Origin of the sequence: Acinetobacter sp. AOR14_HL (assembly GCF_027855175.1) — a bacterium.
Classification (GTDB): Bacteria; Pseudomonadota; Gammaproteobacteria; order Pseudomonadales; family Moraxellaceae; genus Acinetobacter; species Acinetobacter calcoaceticus.
On sequence record NZ_JAKTII010000002.1, the window covers coordinates 58,197 to 78,294 of the forward strand.

Annotated in this window: 14 protein-coding genes and 1 pseudogene; 9 read left to right on the forward strand and 6 right to left on the reverse strand. The window is 36.0% G+C overall.

Annotation, left to right across the window (positions count from 1 at the left end):
- Positions 1 to 107 precede the first annotated feature (107 nt).
- The 8 genes from MKL38_RS00465 to MKL38_RS00500 all read left to right on the forward strand — a co-directional run bounded on the left by MKL38_RS00465 (position 108) and on the right by MKL38_RS00500 (position 11,809).
- On the forward strand, positions 108 to 968 hold the full coding sequence (locus tag MKL38_RS00465) for an alpha/beta hydrolase family protein (protein ID WP_270902187.1): 861 nt from the start codon (positions 108 to 110) through the stop codon (positions 966 to 968).
- A 324-nt stretch (positions 969 to 1,292) separates the two neighbouring features.
- The gene (ptsP, locus tag MKL38_RS00470) at positions 1,293 to 4,148 is read left to right on the forward strand and encodes a phosphoenolpyruvate--protein phosphotransferase (protein ID WP_270902188.1); all 2,856 of its coding nucleotides are present in this window, start codon (positions 1,293 to 1,295) and stop codon (positions 4,146 to 4,148) included.
- 15 nt (positions 4,149 to 4,163) lie between these two features.
- Entirely contained in the window at positions 4,164 to 5,111 is a 948-nt protein-coding gene (pfkB, locus tag MKL38_RS00475; RefSeq protein WP_270902189.1) for a 1-phosphofructokinase, read from the forward strand.
- Positions 5,098 to 6,816, forward strand: a complete 1,719-nt coding sequence (locus MKL38_RS00480) for a fructose-specific PTS transporter subunit EIIC (protein ID WP_270902190.1) — start codon at positions 5,098 to 5,100, stop codon at positions 6,814 to 6,816. The genes pfkB and MKL38_RS00480 overlap by 14 nt, the downstream gene beginning before the upstream one ends.
- An 835-nt stretch (positions 6,817 to 7,651) precedes the next feature.
- Positions 7,652 to 8,116, forward strand: coding sequence for a MarR family winged helix-turn-helix transcriptional regulator (locus MKL38_RS00485; protein ID WP_002121027.1), 465 nt, complete (start codon positions 7,652 to 7,654; stop codon positions 8,114 to 8,116).
- 197 nt (positions 8,117 to 8,313) lie between these two features.
- Entirely contained in the window at positions 8,314 to 8,529 is a 216-nt protein-coding gene (locus tag MKL38_RS00490; protein ID WP_003652142.1) for a hypothetical protein, read from the forward strand.
- A 599-nt stretch (positions 8,530 to 9,128) separates the two neighbouring features.
- Positions 9,129 to 11,225, forward strand: a complete 2,097-nt coding sequence (locus tag MKL38_RS00495) for a sensor domain-containing protein (protein ID WP_209830953.1) — start codon at positions 9,129 to 9,131, stop codon at positions 11,223 to 11,225.
- Positions 11,226 to 11,365: 140 nt separating this feature from the next.
- On the forward strand, positions 11,366 to 11,809 hold the full coding sequence (locus MKL38_RS00500) for a universal stress protein (RefSeq protein ID WP_005046644.1): 444 nt from the start codon (positions 11,366 to 11,368) through the stop codon (positions 11,807 to 11,809).
- Between the two features lie 58 nt (positions 11,810 to 11,867).
- Here MKL38_RS00500 and MKL38_RS00505 read toward each other — a convergent pair whose 3' ends face one another.
- Positions 11,868 to 13,310: a glucose/sorbosone family PQQ-dependent dehydrogenase gene (locus tag MKL38_RS00505; protein WP_270902191.1), complete on the reverse strand. Its 1,443-nt coding sequence runs from the start codon at positions 13,308 to 13,310 to the stop codon at positions 11,868 to 11,870.
- Between the two features lie 611 nt (positions 13,311 to 13,921).
- On the opposite strand from MKL38_RS00505, the gene MKL38_RS00515 reads away from it, so the two are divergent.
- On the forward strand, positions 13,922 to 15,376 hold the full coding sequence (locus tag MKL38_RS00515) for a SulP family inorganic anion transporter (RefSeq protein WP_270902192.1): 1,455 nt from the start codon (positions 13,922 to 13,924) through the stop codon (positions 15,374 to 15,376).
- A gap of 46 nt (positions 15,377 to 15,422) precedes the next feature.
- Here MKL38_RS00515 and MKL38_RS00520 read toward each other — a convergent pair whose 3' ends face one another.
- From MKL38_RS00520 to MKL38_RS00540, 5 genes and pseudogenes are all read right to left on the reverse strand, one after another.
- Positions 15,423 to 16,601, reverse strand: coding sequence for a S8 family peptidase (locus MKL38_RS00520; RefSeq protein ID WP_270902193.1), 1,179 nt, complete (start codon positions 16,599 to 16,601; stop codon positions 15,423 to 15,425).
- A gap of 253 nt (positions 16,602 to 16,854) precedes the next feature.
- Entirely contained in the window at positions 16,855 to 16,968 is a 114-nt protein-coding gene (locus tag MKL38_RS00525) for a hypothetical protein (RefSeq protein ID WP_227508779.1), read from the reverse strand.
- Between the two features lie 152 nt (positions 16,969 to 17,120).
- Positions 17,121 to 17,399, reverse strand: a pseudogene (locus MKL38_RS00530) (DUF6527 family protein).
- Positions 17,400 to 17,926: 527 nt separating this feature from the next.
- Complete coding sequence (locus MKL38_RS00535) at positions 17,927 to 18,673, reverse strand: alpha/beta hydrolase (RefSeq protein ID WP_270902194.1); 747 nt, start codon at positions 18,671 to 18,673, stop codon at positions 17,927 to 17,929.
- A gap of 7 nt (positions 18,674 to 18,680) precedes the next feature.
- Entirely contained in the window at positions 18,681 to 20,087 is a 1,407-nt protein-coding gene (locus MKL38_RS00540) for an amino acid permease (protein ID WP_270902195.1), read from the reverse strand.
- Positions 20,088 to 20,098 lie beyond the last annotated feature (11 nt).

The following is a 20,098-nucleotide window of genomic DNA, read 5'->3' on the forward strand; positions in this document are numbered from 1 at the left end:
TGAGCTGTATAGCATAAATCCTGACTTTATAGTCACATTTTAATCAAGTATCATTTTAGAACTCATGTAAATTAAAGCCATCAACAAGCTAATCATTACTTAATATTATGGATAACACTTTTGAATCATTTTGGATGACCTGCAAAGATGGTTATCAACTTGCTGCACAATTTTATCCAGCTCAATCAAAAAAGTCGGCCAATCCTGTTTTGATTTGCCCAGCCACAGGTATTACCAAAAATTTTTATCATCCTTTTGCTACATGGTTAAGCCAACAAGGTTATGAAGTATTAAGTTTTGATTTCCGTGGAATTGGAGACTCATTGCATGGACCTTTAAAGCAAAGTGAAGCAAGTATTAATGATTGGGGAACGCTTGATATTCCTTGTGCAATTGATGCTTTATTAGAAAAAACACAAGCAGAACAAGTTACTCTTCTTGGTCATAGTGCTGGTGGGCAACTATTAGGAATTGTGCCTAATTTTCGCAAAGTAGCAAAAGTTGTTGCGATAGCAGGTTCTACTGGCAACGTAAAAGGTCTTAAAGGTAAAACCAAGTTTCTGGCACCTGTCATGTTTAAGGTTATCTTTCCAATTTCTAGTACTTTAAAAGGTTATGCCGCTACTCAATTTATTGGGATGGGTGAAAACTTGCCTAAAAAAGTTGCTCAACAATGGCGAGAGTTTTGTAGCAACCCAGGCTATGTAAAAAATGCCATAGGTAAAACTGTCTTTCAGGATTTTCATACTGAAATTATTTGCCCGATTACTTCGATTTGGGCAAGTGACGATGAAATTGCCACTCAACATAACGTTGAAGAATTATTAAATTTATATCCTAATGCATCTACTAAAATGCTAGAGCTAAACCCTCTAAAACTCGGATATAAATCAATTGGACACATGTTAATGTTTAAAAAATCACATCAAAAGATCTGGCCTCTTTTAGAGCAAGAAATTCAATACTAATTTTCAATTCATCAGTTACTTTTTGCCTCTATACCAGTAATCCGGTTTAGAGGTTTTTTTTATTATTAAAACGCCCTTCTCTTTTATAAAATAATCTTATTAAATTTATAGTTATCACAAGAAAGTAAAATATATTCAACATTCACTTCTTTGTATTAAAAACGAGCATTTTTTTACGTAAATACGTCGATATAGCTTTAAAGTTCTGCTATGGTAATTTATCTGAAGCTGTTGTTTAAAAACGGTTAAACTAACCTATTTTAATACAAACAGCTTCTTTTTTTCTGTTTTAGCTAAAGCCAAAGAAATTGTTCAAGGATAATTATGCTAGCACTAGAGCCTCAACATATTCATATGAATCAACATGCTGTTGATAAACAACATGCATTACAGTGTCTAGTAGATATATTAGTGAAAGATGGGTTGGTTACTCCTGACTATATAACAGGACTTATCAACCGTGAACAGCAAAGTGCGACCTATTTAGGTCAGGGAATTGCAATCCCCCATGGGACGCCTCAGTCACGAGAATTTATTTTAAAAACTGGTATTCGTTTAGCCCATTTTCCAGAAGGAATAATATGGGATGGGGAAAATACGATTTATTTAGCTGTTGTTATTGCAGCAAAATCCGATGAACATTTACAAGTATTACAAATATTAACTAGAGCGTTAATGCACGATGTAAGTGAACAAGTAAAAAATGCATCACAACCTGAACAAATTATTGAACTATTACAAGCTCAACCATTATCTTTAACATTACATGAAAATTTAATTCAAACTGAAATTGAAGCTCAAGATATTGAAGATTTGTTTTGGGCAGCAACTCAAGTGCTTAAAAAACAGAATTTCGTAAAATGTGGTTTTTTAAGTTCTCTAGCTCCAGAGCAAGTCATTCAGTTGCAAGACCAGATCTGGTCTGTCTCTAGTAATCAGTTTGTTCAACAACCAGCTATTAGTATTGTAAAACCACGTCATCCTTTAGATTTAAACGGGCAGAAACTAAATACTTTAGTCTGTGTTGCTGCAAATGATCAGTTAGATAGCCAAAGATTTAATCGGCTGATTGATATTTTATTTAATCCAGAACAAGTTGCACAATTAGATCAAACCCAAGCACCAAATGAAATTGCTAAAATTATTGGTGCGGAAGTGATTCCCGATTGGCCAAACCGTTCAGTTGTATTGGCCAATGCACATGGATTACATGCCAGACCCGCAACTCATTTAGTGAACTTAACAAAAACTTTTCAAGGCGATATTCAAGTCGCAGTAGATGAAGGTAGTTTTGTTTCAGCTAAGAGTTTGACTCGCTTATTGGCTTTAGGATGTAAACGCGGTCAAACTTTACGTTTCATTGCAGAACCAGGAACAGATGCAGTAGAAGCTTTAGATAAAGTGATTTTGGCAGTACAACAAGGCTTAGGGGAAGAAATTGAACCGCTACTCTCTTCAGATAACAAAGAAGACCAAACACCTCAAACAGTAACATCATTACCAAAAACATTAAGTACAAATACCGGCATTCCAGCTTCTAGTGGTTTAGCTTTTGGCCCAGTACATGTCATTAAACCTAAAGTTTATCAATATGAACGTATGGGTTTAAGTGTTAAAGCTGAGAAAGAGAAACTGGATATTGCTCTTCATGCAGTTAAAAATAATATTCACCAAGTGATTGCGAAATCTGAAGCTTCTGAAATTAAGCAAATATTCCAAGCACATTTGGAAATGCTTGATGACCCCGATCTCATTAATGGTGTTTATCAAAAGATTAACTTAAATCTTTCTGCCCCTGCTGCTTGGCATGAACATATTGAAGCAGCAGCTAAAGAGCAAGCGGCTTTACCAGACCGTTTACTGGCTGAGCGTGCTACAGACTTACGTGATATTGGTGATCGAGTTTTGGCTCAACTCTGTGGTGAAGTTATCATCGAAGAACCTAAAGAGCCTTATATCCTAATTATGTATGATGTCGGGCCAAGTGATGTGGCTCGCCTTAATAAAGATCGTGTTGCTGGTATTTTAACAGCTGTTGGCGGTGCTAGTGCCCATAGTGCTATTGTTGCGCGTGCTTTAGGTATTCCTGCCATTGTTGGTGCTGGTGATCAAGTATTAGACATTGAGCAGAAAAGCTCTCTTCTAATTAATGGAGACACGGGAGCTTTCGTTTTAGATCCAACTGCTCAACAAATCGAACACGCAAAACAAGAACGTGAGCTTCAACAAAAAATTCGTGAAGAGGCTGAACGCCACTGCCAAGAACCTGCGATTACTCTCGATCAACATCAGATCGAAATTGCAGCCAATTTAGGAAAAGTTCAAGCCACAGCCCACGCAGTAGAATGTGGCGCGGAAGCAATTGGCCTGCTTAGAACAGAGCTTGTTTTTATGGCTCATAGCAGCGCCCCAAATGAGGCAGCCCAAGAAGCAGATTATCGGGTTGTCTTAGATGCACTTGCTGGTCGTCCTCTCGTAGTACGCACTTTAGATGTAGGAGGCGATAAACCTCTGCCTTACCTACCAATTGCGGAAGAAGAAAATCCGTTTTTAGGACTAAGAGGCATTCGCTTAACCTTAAGACGGCCAGAGCTATTACGTCAACAGCTTACTGCTTTGCTTAAAGCAGCAGATGACCGTCCTTTACGAATCATGTTCCCAATGATTGGCCGTGTAGAGGAATGGCGTGCGGCTAAAGCAATTCTTGATGAAGTAAAAGCTGCATATACATGTGCGAACTTACAAGTTGGCATTATGATAGAAGTTCCTTCTGCCGCATTACTTGCTCCTATTCTTGCTCAAGAAGTGGACTTTTTCAGTATTGGAACAAATGACTTAACTCAATATACCTTAGCTATTGACCGTGGCCATCCTATCCTCTCTGCTGAAGCAGATGGTCTGCATCCAAGTATTTTGCAATTGATTGATCAAACAGTAAAAGCTGCACACAAACATGGCAAATGGGTAGGAATATGCGGTGAACTAGCAGCTGATCCAAAAGCTGTACCTATTCTTATGGGATTAGGTGTAGATGAACTCAGTATGTCACCGAATAGTATTGCCTTGGTAAAAGCACAGATTCGTACACTAAACTACAGCAAAGCTCAAATACTTGCACAGCGTGCACTTGAATGTGATAGCGCCCCTGCTGTACGTCAGTTATCCGAACAAGAACTGTAAAGATTAGGAATGGTAATGGCTAAAATTTTAACAATTACTTTAAATCCTGCAATTGATGTCACGATACAACTCAATGAGTTGCAGATAGGTGAAGTAAATCGCCAAGAATCTGTAGAGATTCATGCTGCTGGAAAAGGGCTTAATGTTGCACAAGTTTTAAAAGATTTAGGACATGATGTTATTGTTTCCGGTTTTCTAGGAAGTAGTAATCGACAGATTTTTGATACACATTTTGAGCAAGTTCAATTTCAATCTGAATTTATTTATATTGAGGGTGAGACGCGCCAGAATATAAAAATTGCTGAACATTCCGGTCGTATGACCGATTTAAATGGAAAAGGATTTTTAGTATCTGAACTAGATAAAAAGAATCTATTCCAAAAAATCGAAATGATTTTGCCGCAAGTAGAAGTTGTTGCTATTGCTGGTAGTCTTCCACAAGGTTTTAGTATTGATGAGTTTCAAAAGCTTATTAAGCTCATTCAAAAACATGGTAAAAAAGTTGCCCTTGATACAAGTGGTAAAGCGTTAGTCGCTGCAATTGAATGCCAACCCTGGATGATTAAACCAAACACCGATGAGTTAGTAGAAAGCTATCAGCTTCCTGCAACAACCTATGTCCAGCAAAAAGAGCTTTTTAAAAATTTAGCTAAAATTGAGCATGTCGTTATTTCGATGGGTGAAGACGGTGTAAACTGGCTACATGAAACACATCCACTACATGCCCAAGCCCCTAGAGTGATCGTTAAAAGTACCGTTGGTGCGGGCGACTCTCTTTTAGCTGGCATGATTCACGGCTTAATAAATAACTTCTCTGCCGAAGAAACATTGAAAACGGCTACGGCAATCGCGAGCCATGCTGTAACACAAATTGGCTTTCGTATTCCAAATGCTGAAATGCTAAACCAATTAAAAGCCCAAACTACAATCAATTCATTGAGTGAATCTGATGCCAACTGCTAAACATTTATTATTTGTCATTAATAGTCCGCAACAGCAAGTCAATGCTTTGATTTTAGCGCGAAAGCTTGCACAGGTAGCATCCCAACAGGGTTACGAAAATAATATAATTTCGCTCGATGAATTCGAAGAAAATCAAAACTTTGATCAAATCATTGTTATTGGACAACGTCCGAAAAATCTTAATATTTTTGGTACACATCCTTTATCTTTAATTAGCATTGAAGAAATCAAAAATGATGCTCATTCAGCTTTCCAAGCTGGCTTAGATAATTTAAAGCCAGCTCAAGATTGGCAGAGTGATAATACGCCATCACCAAATAAAGCGACTAAATTTGTTGCAATCACTGCGTGCCCTACAGGTGTTGCCCATACCTTTATGGCTGCTGAAGCATTACAACAAGGTGCAGAAAAACTTGGTTATGATATTGAAGTAGAAACACAAGGTTCCGTTGGTGCAAAAAATATTTTATCAGCCCAAGCTATTGCTGAAGCGGACATCGTGATTCTTGCTACTGATATTGAAGTTAGTACAGACCGTTTTGTGGGCAAGCGTGTTTACCGATGCGGTACTGGTTTTGCATTAAAGCAAACAGATAAAGCTTTTGCTGAAGCGATTAGTAATGCACAAGTTTTAGATCAAGGTAAGCAACAAACATCAGCAGAGAAAAAGGATAAAACCGAAAAAGTTGGCGTATATAAACATCTCTTAACAGGTGTTTCTTATATGTTACCTATGGTGGTGGCTGGTGGTCTTCTAATTGCCCTATCCCTATGCTTTGGCTTAAATGCTGCTGAGCAAGCAGGCAGTTTACCAGCCATATTAAAACAAATTGGGGCCGCTGCATTTATGCTCATGGTCCCGATGTTATCGGGTTATATTGCCTACTCCATTGCTGATCGCCCTGGCCTCGCACCTGGTTTAATTGGCGGCTTACTCGCCTCTCAATTACAAGCAGGCTTTTTAGGCGGCATCGTTTCAGGTTTCCTTGCGGGCTATATCGCACTTTTTATTGCAAAAAAACTCAAACTTCCTACTAGTCTAGAAGCACTTAAACCGATTTTAATTATTCCTTTATTAGGTACATTATTTGTTGGCCTTATTATGTTCTATGTGGTTGGACAGCCTGTAGCACATATTTTCGAGCTCATGAAAGACTTCCTAAATAATATGGGTACAACAAATGCCGTGTTAATGGGAATTATATTAGCAAGCATGATGTGTATCGATTTAGGTGGCCCAATCAATAAGGCAGCCTACGCTTTTACTGTCGGATTGCTTACAACAAATACCTATATGCCTATGGCAGCAACAATGGCGGGCGGTATGGTCCCTGCTATTGGTATGGCTATTGCGACTTTCGTGGCTAAAAATAAATTTAGTACAGGAGAGAAAGATGCCGGAAAAGCTGCTTTCGTATTAGGGTTATGTTTTATTTCCGAGGGTGCTATTCCTTTTGCAGCAAAAGACCCAATGCGCGTTATTCCAACTTGTATTTTAGGTGGTGCAGTAACGGGAGCACTTGTTGCACTATTCCACTGCGAGTTAGTTACTCCTCACGGTGGTGTATTTGTTCTTTTAATTCCAAATGCAATTAACCATGCTTGGTTATATCTTGCTGCAATTGCTGCAGGTAGTATTGTTACAGGAATAAGCTATGCAATCGTTAAGAAAAAAGTAGAAGAAAAAATTGTGACCATTTCATAATTAAAAAAGGGAGAATATTAATTCTCCCTTTTTTAAATTAAATACTATTCAACAATCTGTTTTAATAGTGCTTATATCACTTAATCTGAGTAGATCTTGCCATAATCTGTGCAGGTACTTCTTCTGCCAACATTACAGTTAAGCTGGTTCTTTTTTGGGGATTTAGTAGATGAGCGACATACTGCATGAGTAAAAATTGTTAAAAATATAATTTATAGACAAAAAAGCTAAATTTATAACGCTAACCATTCAACTAGTTTTTTAATTTTATATAAAAAAATTAATAAGTTACTAAACAAACCCATTTTATTTTGCTAAATAATAGATGATTCATGTTAAATGTATGGTAAATTCCACCAACAATAAAACAAATTAAGATAATGATATTTATAAATATTTTTTATTTAAATATCTTGATTTTTCATAGTTATGACTTTAGAGACAAAAACTATCTCGTTCAATGCCACGGTCAAATCATAATTTTTTTTCTACGATGCGTTTGCAAGCCAATATCGTTTAATTAACGATCAAGTAAGCCTAGATGCAATCTTGTATATCTGTTCAAAGATTTTAAGGAATTAATGGCTATGACTTATCAAGTCAAATTAATTTTCAACAAACTTTGACTATGGAAGAAAAGTATTTGTAGTTTGTGCAAAGTATAGGGATGTTTATCAAGACAAGGGTAACTAAACCATGTCATTGTTAAATTTAGCTATATAAATTTTGCTCAGCAAGTAAAGTCCTGATATAACTTGCTTAATGAAACTATATTTTTCAACTATTAAAGATAGTTCACCAGAAATGCGATCCACCAAGGTATGGGGAAAAGTCAATGACAAAGAAGTATGCGCGTTTTTTACCTACAACAGAATCTTTTACTCTTGAAGATTTTCCATATTATTGGATTACTCAAGTACATGCTCAGTATGTACAAAATATTGATAATGCTTTAAAAAAATATGGTTTAGATAACTCACGTAGACGCATTATGTTGGCTTTAAGCAGTAAGCCTCATGCGAGTGTTTCTGAACTTTCAGACATGATTATTTCAAAAATGTCGACGACGACTAAAATTGTCTATCGTTTAAAAGATGAAGGTTTAGTTGAAACTTATTCTTGTCAGACTGATGGTCGAATCACCCGCGTGGTACTTACAGAAAAAGGTACTGAAATGATCAATAAGATTAATGATCTAACCAGCGTAGTACTCGAGCAATCATTCGAAGGTATCACTCCATTGCAATTAGAAAAAATGATGGAAAGTTTAAAATTGCTTTTAAAAAATCTTTCTCGTTAAAAATGGAATAAATGTTTTACTCGTCAGTAAGAACTAAGCTCTCTGTCAGGAGAGCTTTTTCTATTTTAATGCCTCGTTTAAGCATTGATAGAAACAATACCCTACATAAAATAATCAATTAACTTCACATCTGTTGACTTGAGCTCTTAACTCCAGTAGAAATTCTCTTTCAATAACTGAATAGCAAATTTTTGAAAATGGCTAAAAGAAAATACAAAAGTGACAAGTTTCAAGTGCGCCGTATTAACCGTCAATGGTGGGTACTTGAAAAAGACCTCGAATCAAACTGCTATTTAAAACATGAACAAGTGGCAACCAAAACCTTAGCAAACAACTATGCAGATGATTATATTGAACAATACTATATGAATCTTTACATTCAACAAGAGTTGAAAAAACCTGAAACTGTATAAAAAAGCCATTTGGCTTTTTTTTATTTTTAATAGTTTGAAATTATAAAATCAAAAATTAGGAATAAAAAAAACCTACATCTTGGGGAAAATGTAGGCTATAAAATGCACAAAAAGGAAATATATATCCTTCTTGATAAAAAGAATTTTACGATAATATAAGCCTTTATTTTATATTACTTTTGTAAACTTAATGGTGGTTATTGTATTTATCTAGAATTTTTTAAACCTGCCCCTCTTTATATATTATGGTTAAAATTTGAGTTATTAAAATTTTAATCATCACAATTTACTTCTCATCATTTTATAATTTATTTTTATTAGTTTTATTAAGATAGGTTTCTAAAGACAATTATAAGCTTCTGTTTTAATAAGTTTTTTACAAAAATAAGCATAAATCTTTTTTTTAACTTAACACAGATAAAAATCAATAAATAACAAAAACATAAATTAAATATTAAGTATATAATATATTTAACACCTCAATTTTAGTTCAAAAAAAAGACAGGTTAAATTTATTTATTGCTGTTTTGATTACTACAGAAAGATTACAATAATGACTTATAAATAGATTAACCCCATACAATCTTTCTAGGCATGTTATGACTTCAATGTCGAACAACACCCAAAAGCATTTTATTGTTGAGCAAATTCCACTACCGACTTGGGTAAGTGATGAAAATGGCTTGATATTATATTGCAATGTAGAGTGTACAGAATATTGGCAGGATACTTTTTCTCCATTACCTCAGCAATGGTTAGATTTTATATCTCCTGTCGATTTAGATGAAGTCAAAAATAGATGGCTCGAAGCAATTCGCCTGCAAAAAAGAATAGAATTAAAATGCCGACTTTTACAAAGTGGCAATCAATATAGATGGTGCAAACTTTCTATTCAAGCCTCCAAATATCGCGGCTCTTCTTTAGCCAGTGAATGGTATGTCAGCTTTTTAGATATTGATCACGATATTCAAGAACAACAAAACTTGCAAAAGAATATTGAAATACAAAATCAAATGTTAGACATCAGTGTTGATTGCATTAAAGTATTAAATGTTGATGGCACAGTTTCTCATATGAATAAATCAGGATGCCTCGCTTTAGGCGTTCCTGTTGATGAAACAGAATTTGGAATGAAATGGCTTGAGCTTTTGCCACCTCATATTCGTAAACGTGGACGCGTCGCTTTAAAAAAAGCTCTTCAAGGCAAAGTTGCCAGATTTGCTGGAATGAGCTGTTTACCAGATCAGGACCCCGAATATTGGGATAATATGCTGACTCCGATTCATCGGGAAAATGGTGAAATCGGACAAATACTTTGTGTATCTCGTAACGTTACTCAACAGCATCTAACAGAAAATCAGCTTAGAAATATGAGTGAAAGAGATGACCTGACCGGTTTATGTAATCGGCGCTCATTTAAATTTCAACTTAAACGGACCCTTGCATATTCAAAAGATAGTCAAACAAGTGTGGGTTTACTATTAATTGATCTTGATCATTTTAAGCATATTAATGACACTTTAGGGCATAGCGCAGGCGATCATCTTTTAAAAGTTTTATCCAAACGCTTTAGTCATTGTGTTGATGATGAAAGATGCTTTGTCGCAAGACTAGGTGGAGATGAGTTTGCAGTTATTATTAATAACCTAAAATCTGAAAGCGATGTGCGTGACCTAGCCGCAATTTTACTTCAGCAGCTAAATCAACCTATTACCTATTTAGGCAATGTTCTAAATGGTGGTATGAGTATTGGTTGTGCAATTTATCCTCAAGATGCCGTAGACCAGTCAGGTTTACTAAGTTGTGCGGATATGGCATTGCATGACTTAAAAGCACGTGGTCGTGGTGGTATCCGTATGTATGATCCATGCATGATGCAAATGACCGAAACAGTTGCTTCTCAACTTAATTTAGCACGCCAGCTTATTCGCCATCATACTATCCAGCCCTACTACCAACCCAAAGTAGATTTAAGAACTCATCGTGTTGTAGGTTTTGAAGCTCTATTACGATGGCATACTACTTCAGCTCAAAGAGGTTACCCTGCACAAATTGCAGAGGCTTTTAAAGATTATAATTTAGCGAGTAAGATCGGTGAAACGATGCAACATCAAGTTTTACGAGACATCGCCAAATGGATAGATCTTGGTATTAAACCTCTTCCTGTTTCGCTCAATGCTGCACCAGTTGAGTTCTTAAGAGACAACTATGCTGAAAAGCTTTTGAAAAAGATCAATCAATTTCAAATACCGACACATTATATTGAAGTAGAAGTCACCGAACATATGCTGGGCGACCGAGGTTCAGAATATGTGATCCGAGCACTTAATAAATTAAAACAGCATGGCGTACGTATTGCATTAGACGACTTTGGTACTGGTTTTTCATCGCTAACCCATATTCGCGATTATCCAATTGACAGTTTAAAAGTAGATTGTAGTTTTATACAAAAGATGCAACATGACCCATCAATTTATGCGATTGTCCAAGCAATTGGTTTACTCGCTCCAAATTTATCACTGGGGCTCATTGCAGAAGGAATTGAAACTCCAGAACAAGAAGAACTACTTCGACAATTTGGATATAGTATAGGTCAAGGATTCTTGTTTGAGTCCGCTATAGATGCCAATCAAGTCATTTCAATTCTCAAACAGAATCAACCCTACCTAGAAAGTCATTACAATGCTTTAAGATAAAATCTTTAATAAACTTTCTCGCCTCTATTCATACTAAAAATAAACAATAAGTTTTTAAAAATTGTTCATAATATAAGCATAAAGATAATAAATCGGTGTTTTGGCACCATACATTGTCATAGGACAATAAGGAGCAATATATGAGTTATCACCATATCTTAGTTCCAGTCGATGGTTCTCCTACTTCACTCATTGCTGTTAATCATGCAGCAGCACTTGCTAAGGCCTTTGGTAGTAAAGTGACTCTAGTATATGCGCTTACTATAGATCCTTTTATTTCTGTAGAATTCATTGATAGTACAGAATTAGCACAGGATTATTTTAATAAAGCTAGAGCATCAATTCAGGGTATTTTAGACCAAGCGAAAGAACAATTTAGCCAGCATGGAATTTCTGTTGAAACAAAAATTGTTGAAGGTCAAACAATTCACACGGAAATTATTAAAGCAGCGACGGAGCTCAAAGCAGACTTATTAGTCATTGGCTCTCATGGTCGAAAAGGGTTTAAAAAGTTCTTCTTAGGAAGTGTGACTCAAGCTCTTTTAGGAGAAATTCATTTACCGGTATTAGTCGTAACTGAATAGTTTTTCTGAAGCTCAAAAAAACCGATCTTATGTAGATCGGTTTTTTTAATAGCCTGTTTTACTGAGCTTTATATGTAAATCTAATCAGAGATCCTGGGTTTTCTAATGTATTCGTTACAGAGCCATCATCTTTTTGGACATTTCCGGAAGTATCAGTCAATACATATAAAACATTCCCATCTGGACTTGCAATCACGTCACGATAACGGTTATTGCTCTTAAACATCGGCACAGCATCATCATAAGTAGCACTGTAAGTTGGATCTAGCTTAATACGGAAAATAACACCGCGCTTTAAAGATGGAACCAATAAGGTATTTTCCCAATCAGAAATTGCTTTTTTGCCTCCCTTATAGACATAAGCAGATGACGGCGCAACTGTTGGCCAGCAAATGTAGGTCATATCCCCACAGGTTGGGTCATTATAGTTATAGGTATCTTGGACGGTATATAAAGTTTTTAACGGCGGTACAAAGTTTTTACCAGTCCATTCAGACTCTTTAGTCACTGGAACGCCAGCTGCCACTTTTAAACCATTTTGTCCTAAATCTTTAATTTGTGCTTTATTGCTTGCTGCTGAATAATTTGCATAAGCATAACCGCTGTCATCTTTATAACCCGCTACATTTGGCCAGCCATAGTTACCACCTTTGACAATGAGGTTAATTTCATCGTCAGAGTTTGGACCTTGTTCAGATTGCAACAGTTTACCATTTGGAGTAAATGCCAAGCCCTGTGGATTACGATGACCGAGCGTATAAATATGACTAATTACACCGTTAAAGCTTGGATTATCTTTTGGAATACTTCCATCCAGATTTAAGCGTAATACTTTACCCATATAGGTATGATAGTCTTTGCCGCTCAGTTCCTGTTGAGTCGGCGTATGCTGTGCTTGATTTGGCAAGAATAAATAAGCCAGCTGGTTACGTCCCTGATCACCAATCGTATAGTAAATCTTTTGGTCTGGACCAATGACAAGGCGACCCGACTGATGGTCTTTCGATGAAGGTAATCCTGCTAATAAATCTACTGGTTTATCAAGAGTATCTGTTGCTTTGTTATAGGTATATCGACGAATAATAGTTTGATTGGGTAATTCTTTATCTGTAGATTTCGGATTTTTAAAAGTACCTGAAACATAGATATAAGGATTATTTTTAAAGTCAGGATGAAAGGCAAAACCCAATAAACCGTTTTGTCCATCAGCATCATTTACAATCTCAGGAACCTGAAAAACTGTTTTTACACTGCCCGACTCTGGATTCACTCTTAGAATCTTACCTGTTGCCCGCTCCGTTAACCAAATTTGATTATCAGGCCCCCACAACAAAGCATGTGGCTTATTTAAATTAGATAGAAGAACTTTCTTGTCAAAGCTTTCTGTTTTCGCTTTAGCAAATTGAGATGGTGTAAGAGGGACATCAGCAAATGCTGAATTGAGCGTAAGTAGCTGAGCAGCACCTAATAAAGTAATTTTAGCCAATAAATGTTTATTCATATGTCCACCTTATAAATTGTCAAAATTTTCCGAGAATTTTTAAACCGTTAATAAAGGGTTTGTAGGAGTTCTCTATATGATTTGTATTATGATGAATAACGAATCTATTAAAATCTAAATTTCTGAAAGGCTCTGTTGCATAAAAGTAGCAATTAAAAATGGATGAACACTCTCACAAAGTCTTTTTAAGATGAGTAACTTAAAGCTAAGTTTGATATATTTTTATACGTGCTCAATTAATTTTATATCTTAATGTTTTTTGAAATGGTCTTCTAAAGTTAGCACAATATCGCTATTAACCATGAATGCAGATCAGTACCCTTTCTTAAAAAAATTTCATAAACCCAATGATGAAAAGCATTCAATTATAAGGTTTTTGCTATGCAAATTTCCTAAGCTCAGGTTAGTCAACCTTAAAAACTTATGCTATTCTTCGGCCACTTTTAAAGCCTCAAATTCTCTATCATTATGACACTTACGCCACTTTAAGTTTATTTACCCTTACCCATTGTAAATAACTCATCACTGTTTAGTGATGTGGTGTAGTCGTTTGTGTTGATATATCGCATCACTAGCCTTTCCAAAATTTAGAACTATAGGCTATCCCCCTCATGTTAACGAATGTCCGAGAACAATGGTTCTCTAATGTCCGTGCAGACATTCTTTCCGGTCTTGTTGTTGGTCTTGCTTTAATTCCTGAAGCAATTGCATTTTCAATTATTGCGGGTGTAGACCCGAAAGTTGGGTTATATGCATCTTTTTGTATTGCAGTCATTATCTCATTTGTAGGCGGTCGTCCCGCTATGATTTCGGCAGCTACAGGTGCCATGGCTCTAGTCATGACTACACTGGTAAAGGACCATGGGCTTCAATACCTATTTGCAGCAACTGTTTTAACTGGCGCCATACAGATCTTAGCTGGATATTTCAAACTCGCCAAACTCATGCGTTTTGTTTCCAAATCAGTCGTTATTGGGTTTGTTAATGCCCTCGCCATACTCATTTTTATGGCTCAACTACCAGAATTAGTAAGCGTGACGTGGCATGTCTACTTATTGGTAGCAATTGGTTTAGCAATTATTTACCTATTCCCTTATGTACCCAAAATTGGAAAGTTTTTTCCTTCCCCTCTTATTTGTATTGTCGTCGTTACACTACTCGCCATTTTTCTAGGTATTGATATTCGAACAGTAGGTGATATGGGATCATTACCAGATACCCTACCTATATTTTTAATTCCAGATATTCCTTTTAATTTAGAAACACTGCTTATTATTCTTCCCTATTCATTAGCCCTTGCTGCTGTTGGTTTACTTGAGTCAATGATGACAGCAACAATTGTTGATGAAATGACGGATACACCAAGCGATAAGTTCCAAGAGTGTAAAGGTCAAGGGATTGCCAATATTGCCTCAGGCTTTATGGGAGGAATGGCTGGTTGTGCCATGATTGGCCAATCAATGATTAATGTAAAATCTGGTGGTCGCACACGCCTATCTACATTTTGTGCAGGCATATTTTTACTGATTTTAGTTGTATTTTTAAGTGATTGGTTAAAGGTGATTCCTATGGCAGCTCTTGTCGCTGTCATGATTATGGTGTCAATCAGTACTTTTGAATGGAAGTCGCTGATTCACTTTAAATCGAATCCTAAAAGTAGCAATGTTGTTATGATTGCAACTGTCATTGTTGTTGTGGCTACCCATAACCTAGCACTAGGCGTATTAACCGGTGTTTTACTTTCCGCGTTGTTCTTAGCCAATAAACTTGAAAATGATATTCATGTAAATACATCCATTGAAGGTGAAACGCGTGTGTATGATTTAAGAGGACAAATATTTTTTAGTTCTTCTGAAAAGTTCATGCAAGGGTTTAACTTTAAGGAAGATATAAAAGAAGTCATTATAGATCTTACACACTCACATATTTGGGATGTAACTTCAGTAGCAATGCTTGATTCGGCTATCAATAAATTTCAAAAAAATGGCATAAAAGTTACTGTACGTGGTTTAAATGAAGCCAGTTCCATCATGATTGATAAATATGGTACTCACGCTAAAATTTAAAAAAGGTCCTTCGGGACCTTTTACGATCTACAGATTAAATTTTTTATTAAGGAGATTTATACAACAAACGATTTGGACTACCAGATGGATTTTTTACCACATTACTACTTGCTTGATTTAAAAGATTAGTAGAGATGGTTTGTGGCGTCGCAGTGGGTGTACTTTGCAGCATTTCAGCAACGACGCCTGCAACATGTGGCGTAGCCATCGATGTTCCATTTAGAACTTTAGTAGCCGTATTACTGCCTATCCAAGAAGAATTAATTTGGCTTCCTGGTGCAAAGATGTCAACACAGCTTCCATAATTAGAATAGCTGGCTCGCGTATCAGTATTATCTGTAGCAGCAACTGTAAGTGCTTTACTTACTCTTGCTGGTGAGGCACTGCAAGCATCAGTATTTGAGTTTCCAGCAGCCACGACCATGACATAACCATTATCAAATAAATTTTCAACTGCACTATCTAAAGAGGTACTCGCATCCCCACCTAATGACATATTCACAACAGCCGGTTTTTTACCATTTTTTAATATCCAATCTAAACCAGCAATCACATTACTAGATGCACCAGAGCCATCACATCCTAAAATCCGGATTGGAACCAAATTTACATTCTTAGCAACACCATAAGTACTTCCGCCAACCGTTCCTGCGACATGTGTACCATGCCCATTACAGTCAGTTGTACCATTCCCATCCGATATTGCGGTATACCCGCTTAATACCCGCCCAGAAAATTGTTGATGGCTAGACAATATACCTGTGTCAACAATATAAGCTGTCGTACCAGAACCCGTCTGTAAATATGAATAAGCAGAATTTAAAGGTAAAGCTTTTTGGTCAATACGATCTAGTCCCCAATCCGGATTACTCTGCGTAGTGGCATCAATTTTCATGACTGTATCGTTTTCTATAGACAGTACTTGCGGATTTTTTTTCATTGCTTCGACAAAAGCAGTAGCCGCTGTATCGGGTAAATAAATTGCGAAACCCTGAAGTACAGTGTCGTACGACTGTAGAATCTTACCTCCATGTTGCTTAGCAATATTCTGGGCAAAACCTATAGATGGTCCAGCATCTTTATTAAGAATAACAATATATTGGTTTTTAATAATTCCCTTTGCTTGAGAAGAATCTAGTAAAGAGATTGTTGTGTTTGGTGCTGCATGGGCTAGATTGACGGCGACCAATGTTAAGAAAGCAGCCGATACTTGGCAAAACTTCATGAAAAATCTCCATATCTTTTATTCATACATCGTTGTTATGATTTGTACTGTCGTTATATTTAAGAATTAAAACATTTTTGGTAAGAAATTTTGATTGGCCTCTCCCTACATCAAAACTAAATCATATTTTCATAAAACTTTGTTTTGTACAACGCTAGTATCTTTTTTAGATCAAAAATGTGAACCAATTCTAAAAATCAGAGAAGTATAGATTTGGGTTTAAAGATTAATTATTATTCTTGACTATAAAACTTCAAGAAGGATTTACAATATAAAAATATATAATCATTACCAATAATATAAAAGTAGAAAGTGCAAGATAGGTACCAACTGTATTAAAACTTCGCAAAAATTTCCAGATATCCATAAAAATATAATAAAACAATTATTTATAAAAATTATTTCAGACTTTAAATAAATCAGCAACCAGAAGAGGTTTACAATTTTTTTAACTATAAAGGTTCAGTATCAAATACGTAAAAAAATATTACTTCAAAAAAATATAAATATATTATGTAATTATAAATTATTCTTGATTTTTAGTTCAGGCAACTCCAATTTCTGTCCCGCTAAATGATGTTTACAATTAAGAGAGTATTAAATAAAACCTTCTTCTATAAAATAATAACAACGTCCAATAATACTTATGCTCGGATTAAATGTTGGTTTTTCAAGGCTACCGTTAAAGGACCACTGATTCCCATTAGAAAAGGGATGCTCTACCGGAATATAGTGGAGATGCCCACAAGCCGGACACATATGTTCATACATCCCACCCTCAAAATATTGTACTTTCATAAAGGCTCCTTTTTAAATAAAAAAGCCAACCCATATGAGCCGACTCAATCTATCCACATAAGAACACTACCTATTATTTAATTATTCGTTATAGTTTTCTCTTTTTGTTTTTCTACTTTTACTTTAACCAAGAGATATTACAGATTGATGAAGATTTTTTTAATTATGTTGTACATAAATTTTATTATTAAATGCTTTTATAAGAACACATTTAAAAACTATAGATTCCAAATAAGTTCTAAAATCATAATAAATAACTATTATATTTTACTTTTAATTAAAAAATAAAAAAGTCCGTATCTTGGGAAGCTACGGACTTAAAAACTCATCTAAACAACAGCTAAACATTTTGTCGCTTAGTGAGAAAGCACTATCTTTTTAATCTAATTAAGTTCTATATTAAGGTCAAGAACAACTCGCACTTTCTGTAAAAATCAGGGTAAGTTGTGATTTATCTCACATTTCTTATGATCGGCTTAGGTTAAGAATTTTATAAAACAATATTATATATATTATCTTTCAAATACTTAACTTAATATATGCCTAAAATAATACTCTAAAATCGTATAATGATTAATGTGAGGAATAAGTGTAAAAGATACTAATCCCTGTTCTTGATCTTTTTTACTTTCAAAATAGTTTTGGCTTTGCCATTTCAATTCTTCGAGTTCAAGTTCTCCACATAAAATTTTGCACGGGATAGCAATCCGCTCTTTATGATGAATTGGGCTATATTTCAAAATATCTTCTTTTGTCAAATTCAGTGCATGATTTAAATGAGTCTTTTGTATTGGCTCTAAATCATAAATTCCACTTAATAAGACCACCTCAGATATGAGCGGATGGCCTACAACTAATGCGCCGAGATGTGCTCCAGCTGAGTGACCAACCAACATAACTTCATTGGTTCTCCACTCTTGCTTTGCAATAAAATCGAGCGCTTCATGAACTTGAGTCACAATATCTGCAATTTTACTCTGGGGTGCTAAATCATATTCCAACAGAATACATTGAATACCTTGCGCTAAAACATGGGGAGCGACAAATGCAAAATCTGATTTCTCACACCACTGCCAATATCCACCATGGATAAAAATAATGGTTTTATTCGCCTGTTCTACAGGAAATAAATCCAACGTTGATCTGGGATGAACACCATATTGAATATCTCGGATATGTCTATATTTTTGATAGCTCACCAAGCTTCTTATCCGAAAGTCAGTCAGTATCTCATCCTCATTAGGCACTGTCGTCGCATTATCATATTCTCTCATGCTTTTCTCACTTTAATGATTCTTCATGAGCACTTAAAGAGAGCTTGGCTGATGAGCGTTTTAAATAGTAGAAAAAGGTAAGAACGATAATTAGAGGAACACCAAATTGTAAAGTTGACTTAAATTCGTTAGTAAACCAAGTCGTAACCGTGATACTTAAAATTGCAATTAATCCCAACATAGAAATTAACCGACTAGCAGGAACTTTAAACTTTAACTGTAAACCTTGTTGCGCCATATTTCTTCTAAAAAACATGTGGGTAACAAAGATGCTGCCCCACGTAAACAATGCTCCAAACATGGATAGCGCAATCATAATCGGGAAAGCCGAAGCAGGATTAATCGTATAGACAATGCTCGCAATACCAATACCAACAGCAGACAAGAGCAGCGCGTTAACGGGTACACCATTGCTACTAATGCGCCCAAAGAGTTTCGGTGCGTCACCAGCTCGTGACAAGCTAAACAACATACGTGTTGAGATATAGAGCATGCTGTTCATTGCCGATAGAGCTGCGACAATTACAATGAAGTTTAAAATACTGTCTGCATATGGAACGCCTACAATCTTCATTACCATTACAAAAGGACTAGTCGCCTCAGAACCAATTAAATCTGTCCATGGAACAAGCGCCACAATTAAAAATAAAGACAATAAGTAAAACAGGATTAACCGAATAGCCGTACTTTTAAAGGCTGTTTTAACAGCTTGTTCCGGATCTTTAGCCTCACCTGCCGCAACAGCAATCATTTCGATACTTAAATAGCTAAATATTGAAATAATGACCCCAATCCAGACCCCACTAAAGCCGTGGGGAAAAAAGCCACCATGTTCTGTTAAATTGGAAATGACTTGCCCAGTTCCTTCATGACTTTGAGTCAAGATGCCAACAGATAGAAGAATAAATACAATAATGGCAAAAACTTTAATGGTCGAAAACCAATATTCAACCAATCCAAAAGCTTTAACACTATATGCATTCACCACCAGCAAGGTCATTGAAAAAAAAGCAATCCAGATCCAAGAACCAACATGTGGGAACCATAATTTCATATAGTCAGCAACTGCTGTGATTTCTGTGCCCACGGCTAATACAATGCATGCCCAATAGCAATAACGGACTAAAAACCCGGCAAGTGGACTAATATAATGTTCTGCATAGGCTCCAAAGGAACCTGAAGTGGGATGCTGAACTGTCATTTCAGCTAAACAAGCCATGATAGCAAATGCAATTAAACCACCAATGGCATAGCTTACAATGACTGCTGGGCCAGCAAAGCTGATTGCAAACTTGCTTCCCATAAACAGTCCTGTACCAATCGCTCCACCAATTGCAATCATTCCCATTTGTTTTGCGGATAATTTCTTATGTAAGCCCGCTTCTCTATTTTGTATTTCGTCAAAGCTACTCATAGGCCCTCCTA

What these genes read in the sequence shown, in the direction of transcription:
- MKL38_RS00465 (WP_270902187.1), top strand. Translation starts at nt 108, where the DNA reads ATGGATAACACTTTTGAATCATTTTGGATGACCTGCAAAGATGGTTAT.
- ptsP (WP_270902188.1), top strand. Translation starts at nt 1,293, where the DNA reads ATGCTAGCACTAGAGCCTCAACATATTCATATGAATCAACATGCTGTT.
- pfkB (WP_270902189.1), top strand. Translation starts at nt 4,164, where the DNA reads ATGGCTAAAATTTTAACAATTACTTTAAATCCTGCAATTGATGTCACG.
- MKL38_RS00480 (WP_270902190.1), top strand. Translation starts at nt 5,098, where the DNA reads ATGCCAACTGCTAAACATTTATTATTTGTCATTAATAGTCCGCAACAG.
- MKL38_RS00485 (WP_002121027.1), top strand. Translation starts at nt 7,652, where the DNA reads ATGACAAAGAAGTATGCGCGTTTTTTACCTACAACAGAATCTTTTACT.
- MKL38_RS00490 (WP_003652142.1), top strand. Translation starts at nt 8,314, where the DNA reads ATGGCTAAAAGAAAATACAAAAGTGACAAGTTTCAAGTGCGCCGTATT.
- MKL38_RS00495 (WP_209830953.1), top strand. Translation starts at nt 9,129, where the DNA reads ATGACTTCAATGTCGAACAACACCCAAAAGCATTTTATTGTTGAGCAA.
- MKL38_RS00500 (WP_005046644.1), top strand. Translation starts at nt 11,366, where the DNA reads ATGAGTTATCACCATATCTTAGTTCCAGTCGATGGTTCTCCTACTTCA.
- MKL38_RS00505 (WP_270902191.1), bottom strand. Translation starts at nt 13,310, where the DNA reads ATGAATAAACATTTATTGGCTAAAATTACTTTATTAGGTGCTGCTCAG.
- MKL38_RS00515 (WP_270902192.1), top strand. Translation starts at nt 13,922, where the DNA reads ATGTTAACGAATGTCCGAGAACAATGGTTCTCTAATGTCCGTGCAGAC.
- MKL38_RS00520 (WP_270902193.1), bottom strand. Translation starts at nt 16,601, where the DNA reads ATGAAGTTTTGCCAAGTATCGGCTGCTTTCTTAACATTGGTCGCCGTC.
- MKL38_RS00525 (WP_227508779.1), bottom strand. Translation starts at nt 16,968, where the DNA reads ATGGATATCTGGAAATTTTTGCGAAGTTTTAATACAGTTGGTACCTAT.
- MKL38_RS00535 (WP_270902194.1), bottom strand. Translation starts at nt 18,673, where the DNA reads ATGAGAGAATATGATAATGCGACGACAGTGCCTAATGAGGATGAGATA.
- MKL38_RS00540 (WP_270902195.1), bottom strand. Translation starts at nt 20,087, where the DNA reads ATGAGTAGCTTTGACGAAATACAAAATAGAGAAGCGGGCTTACATAAG.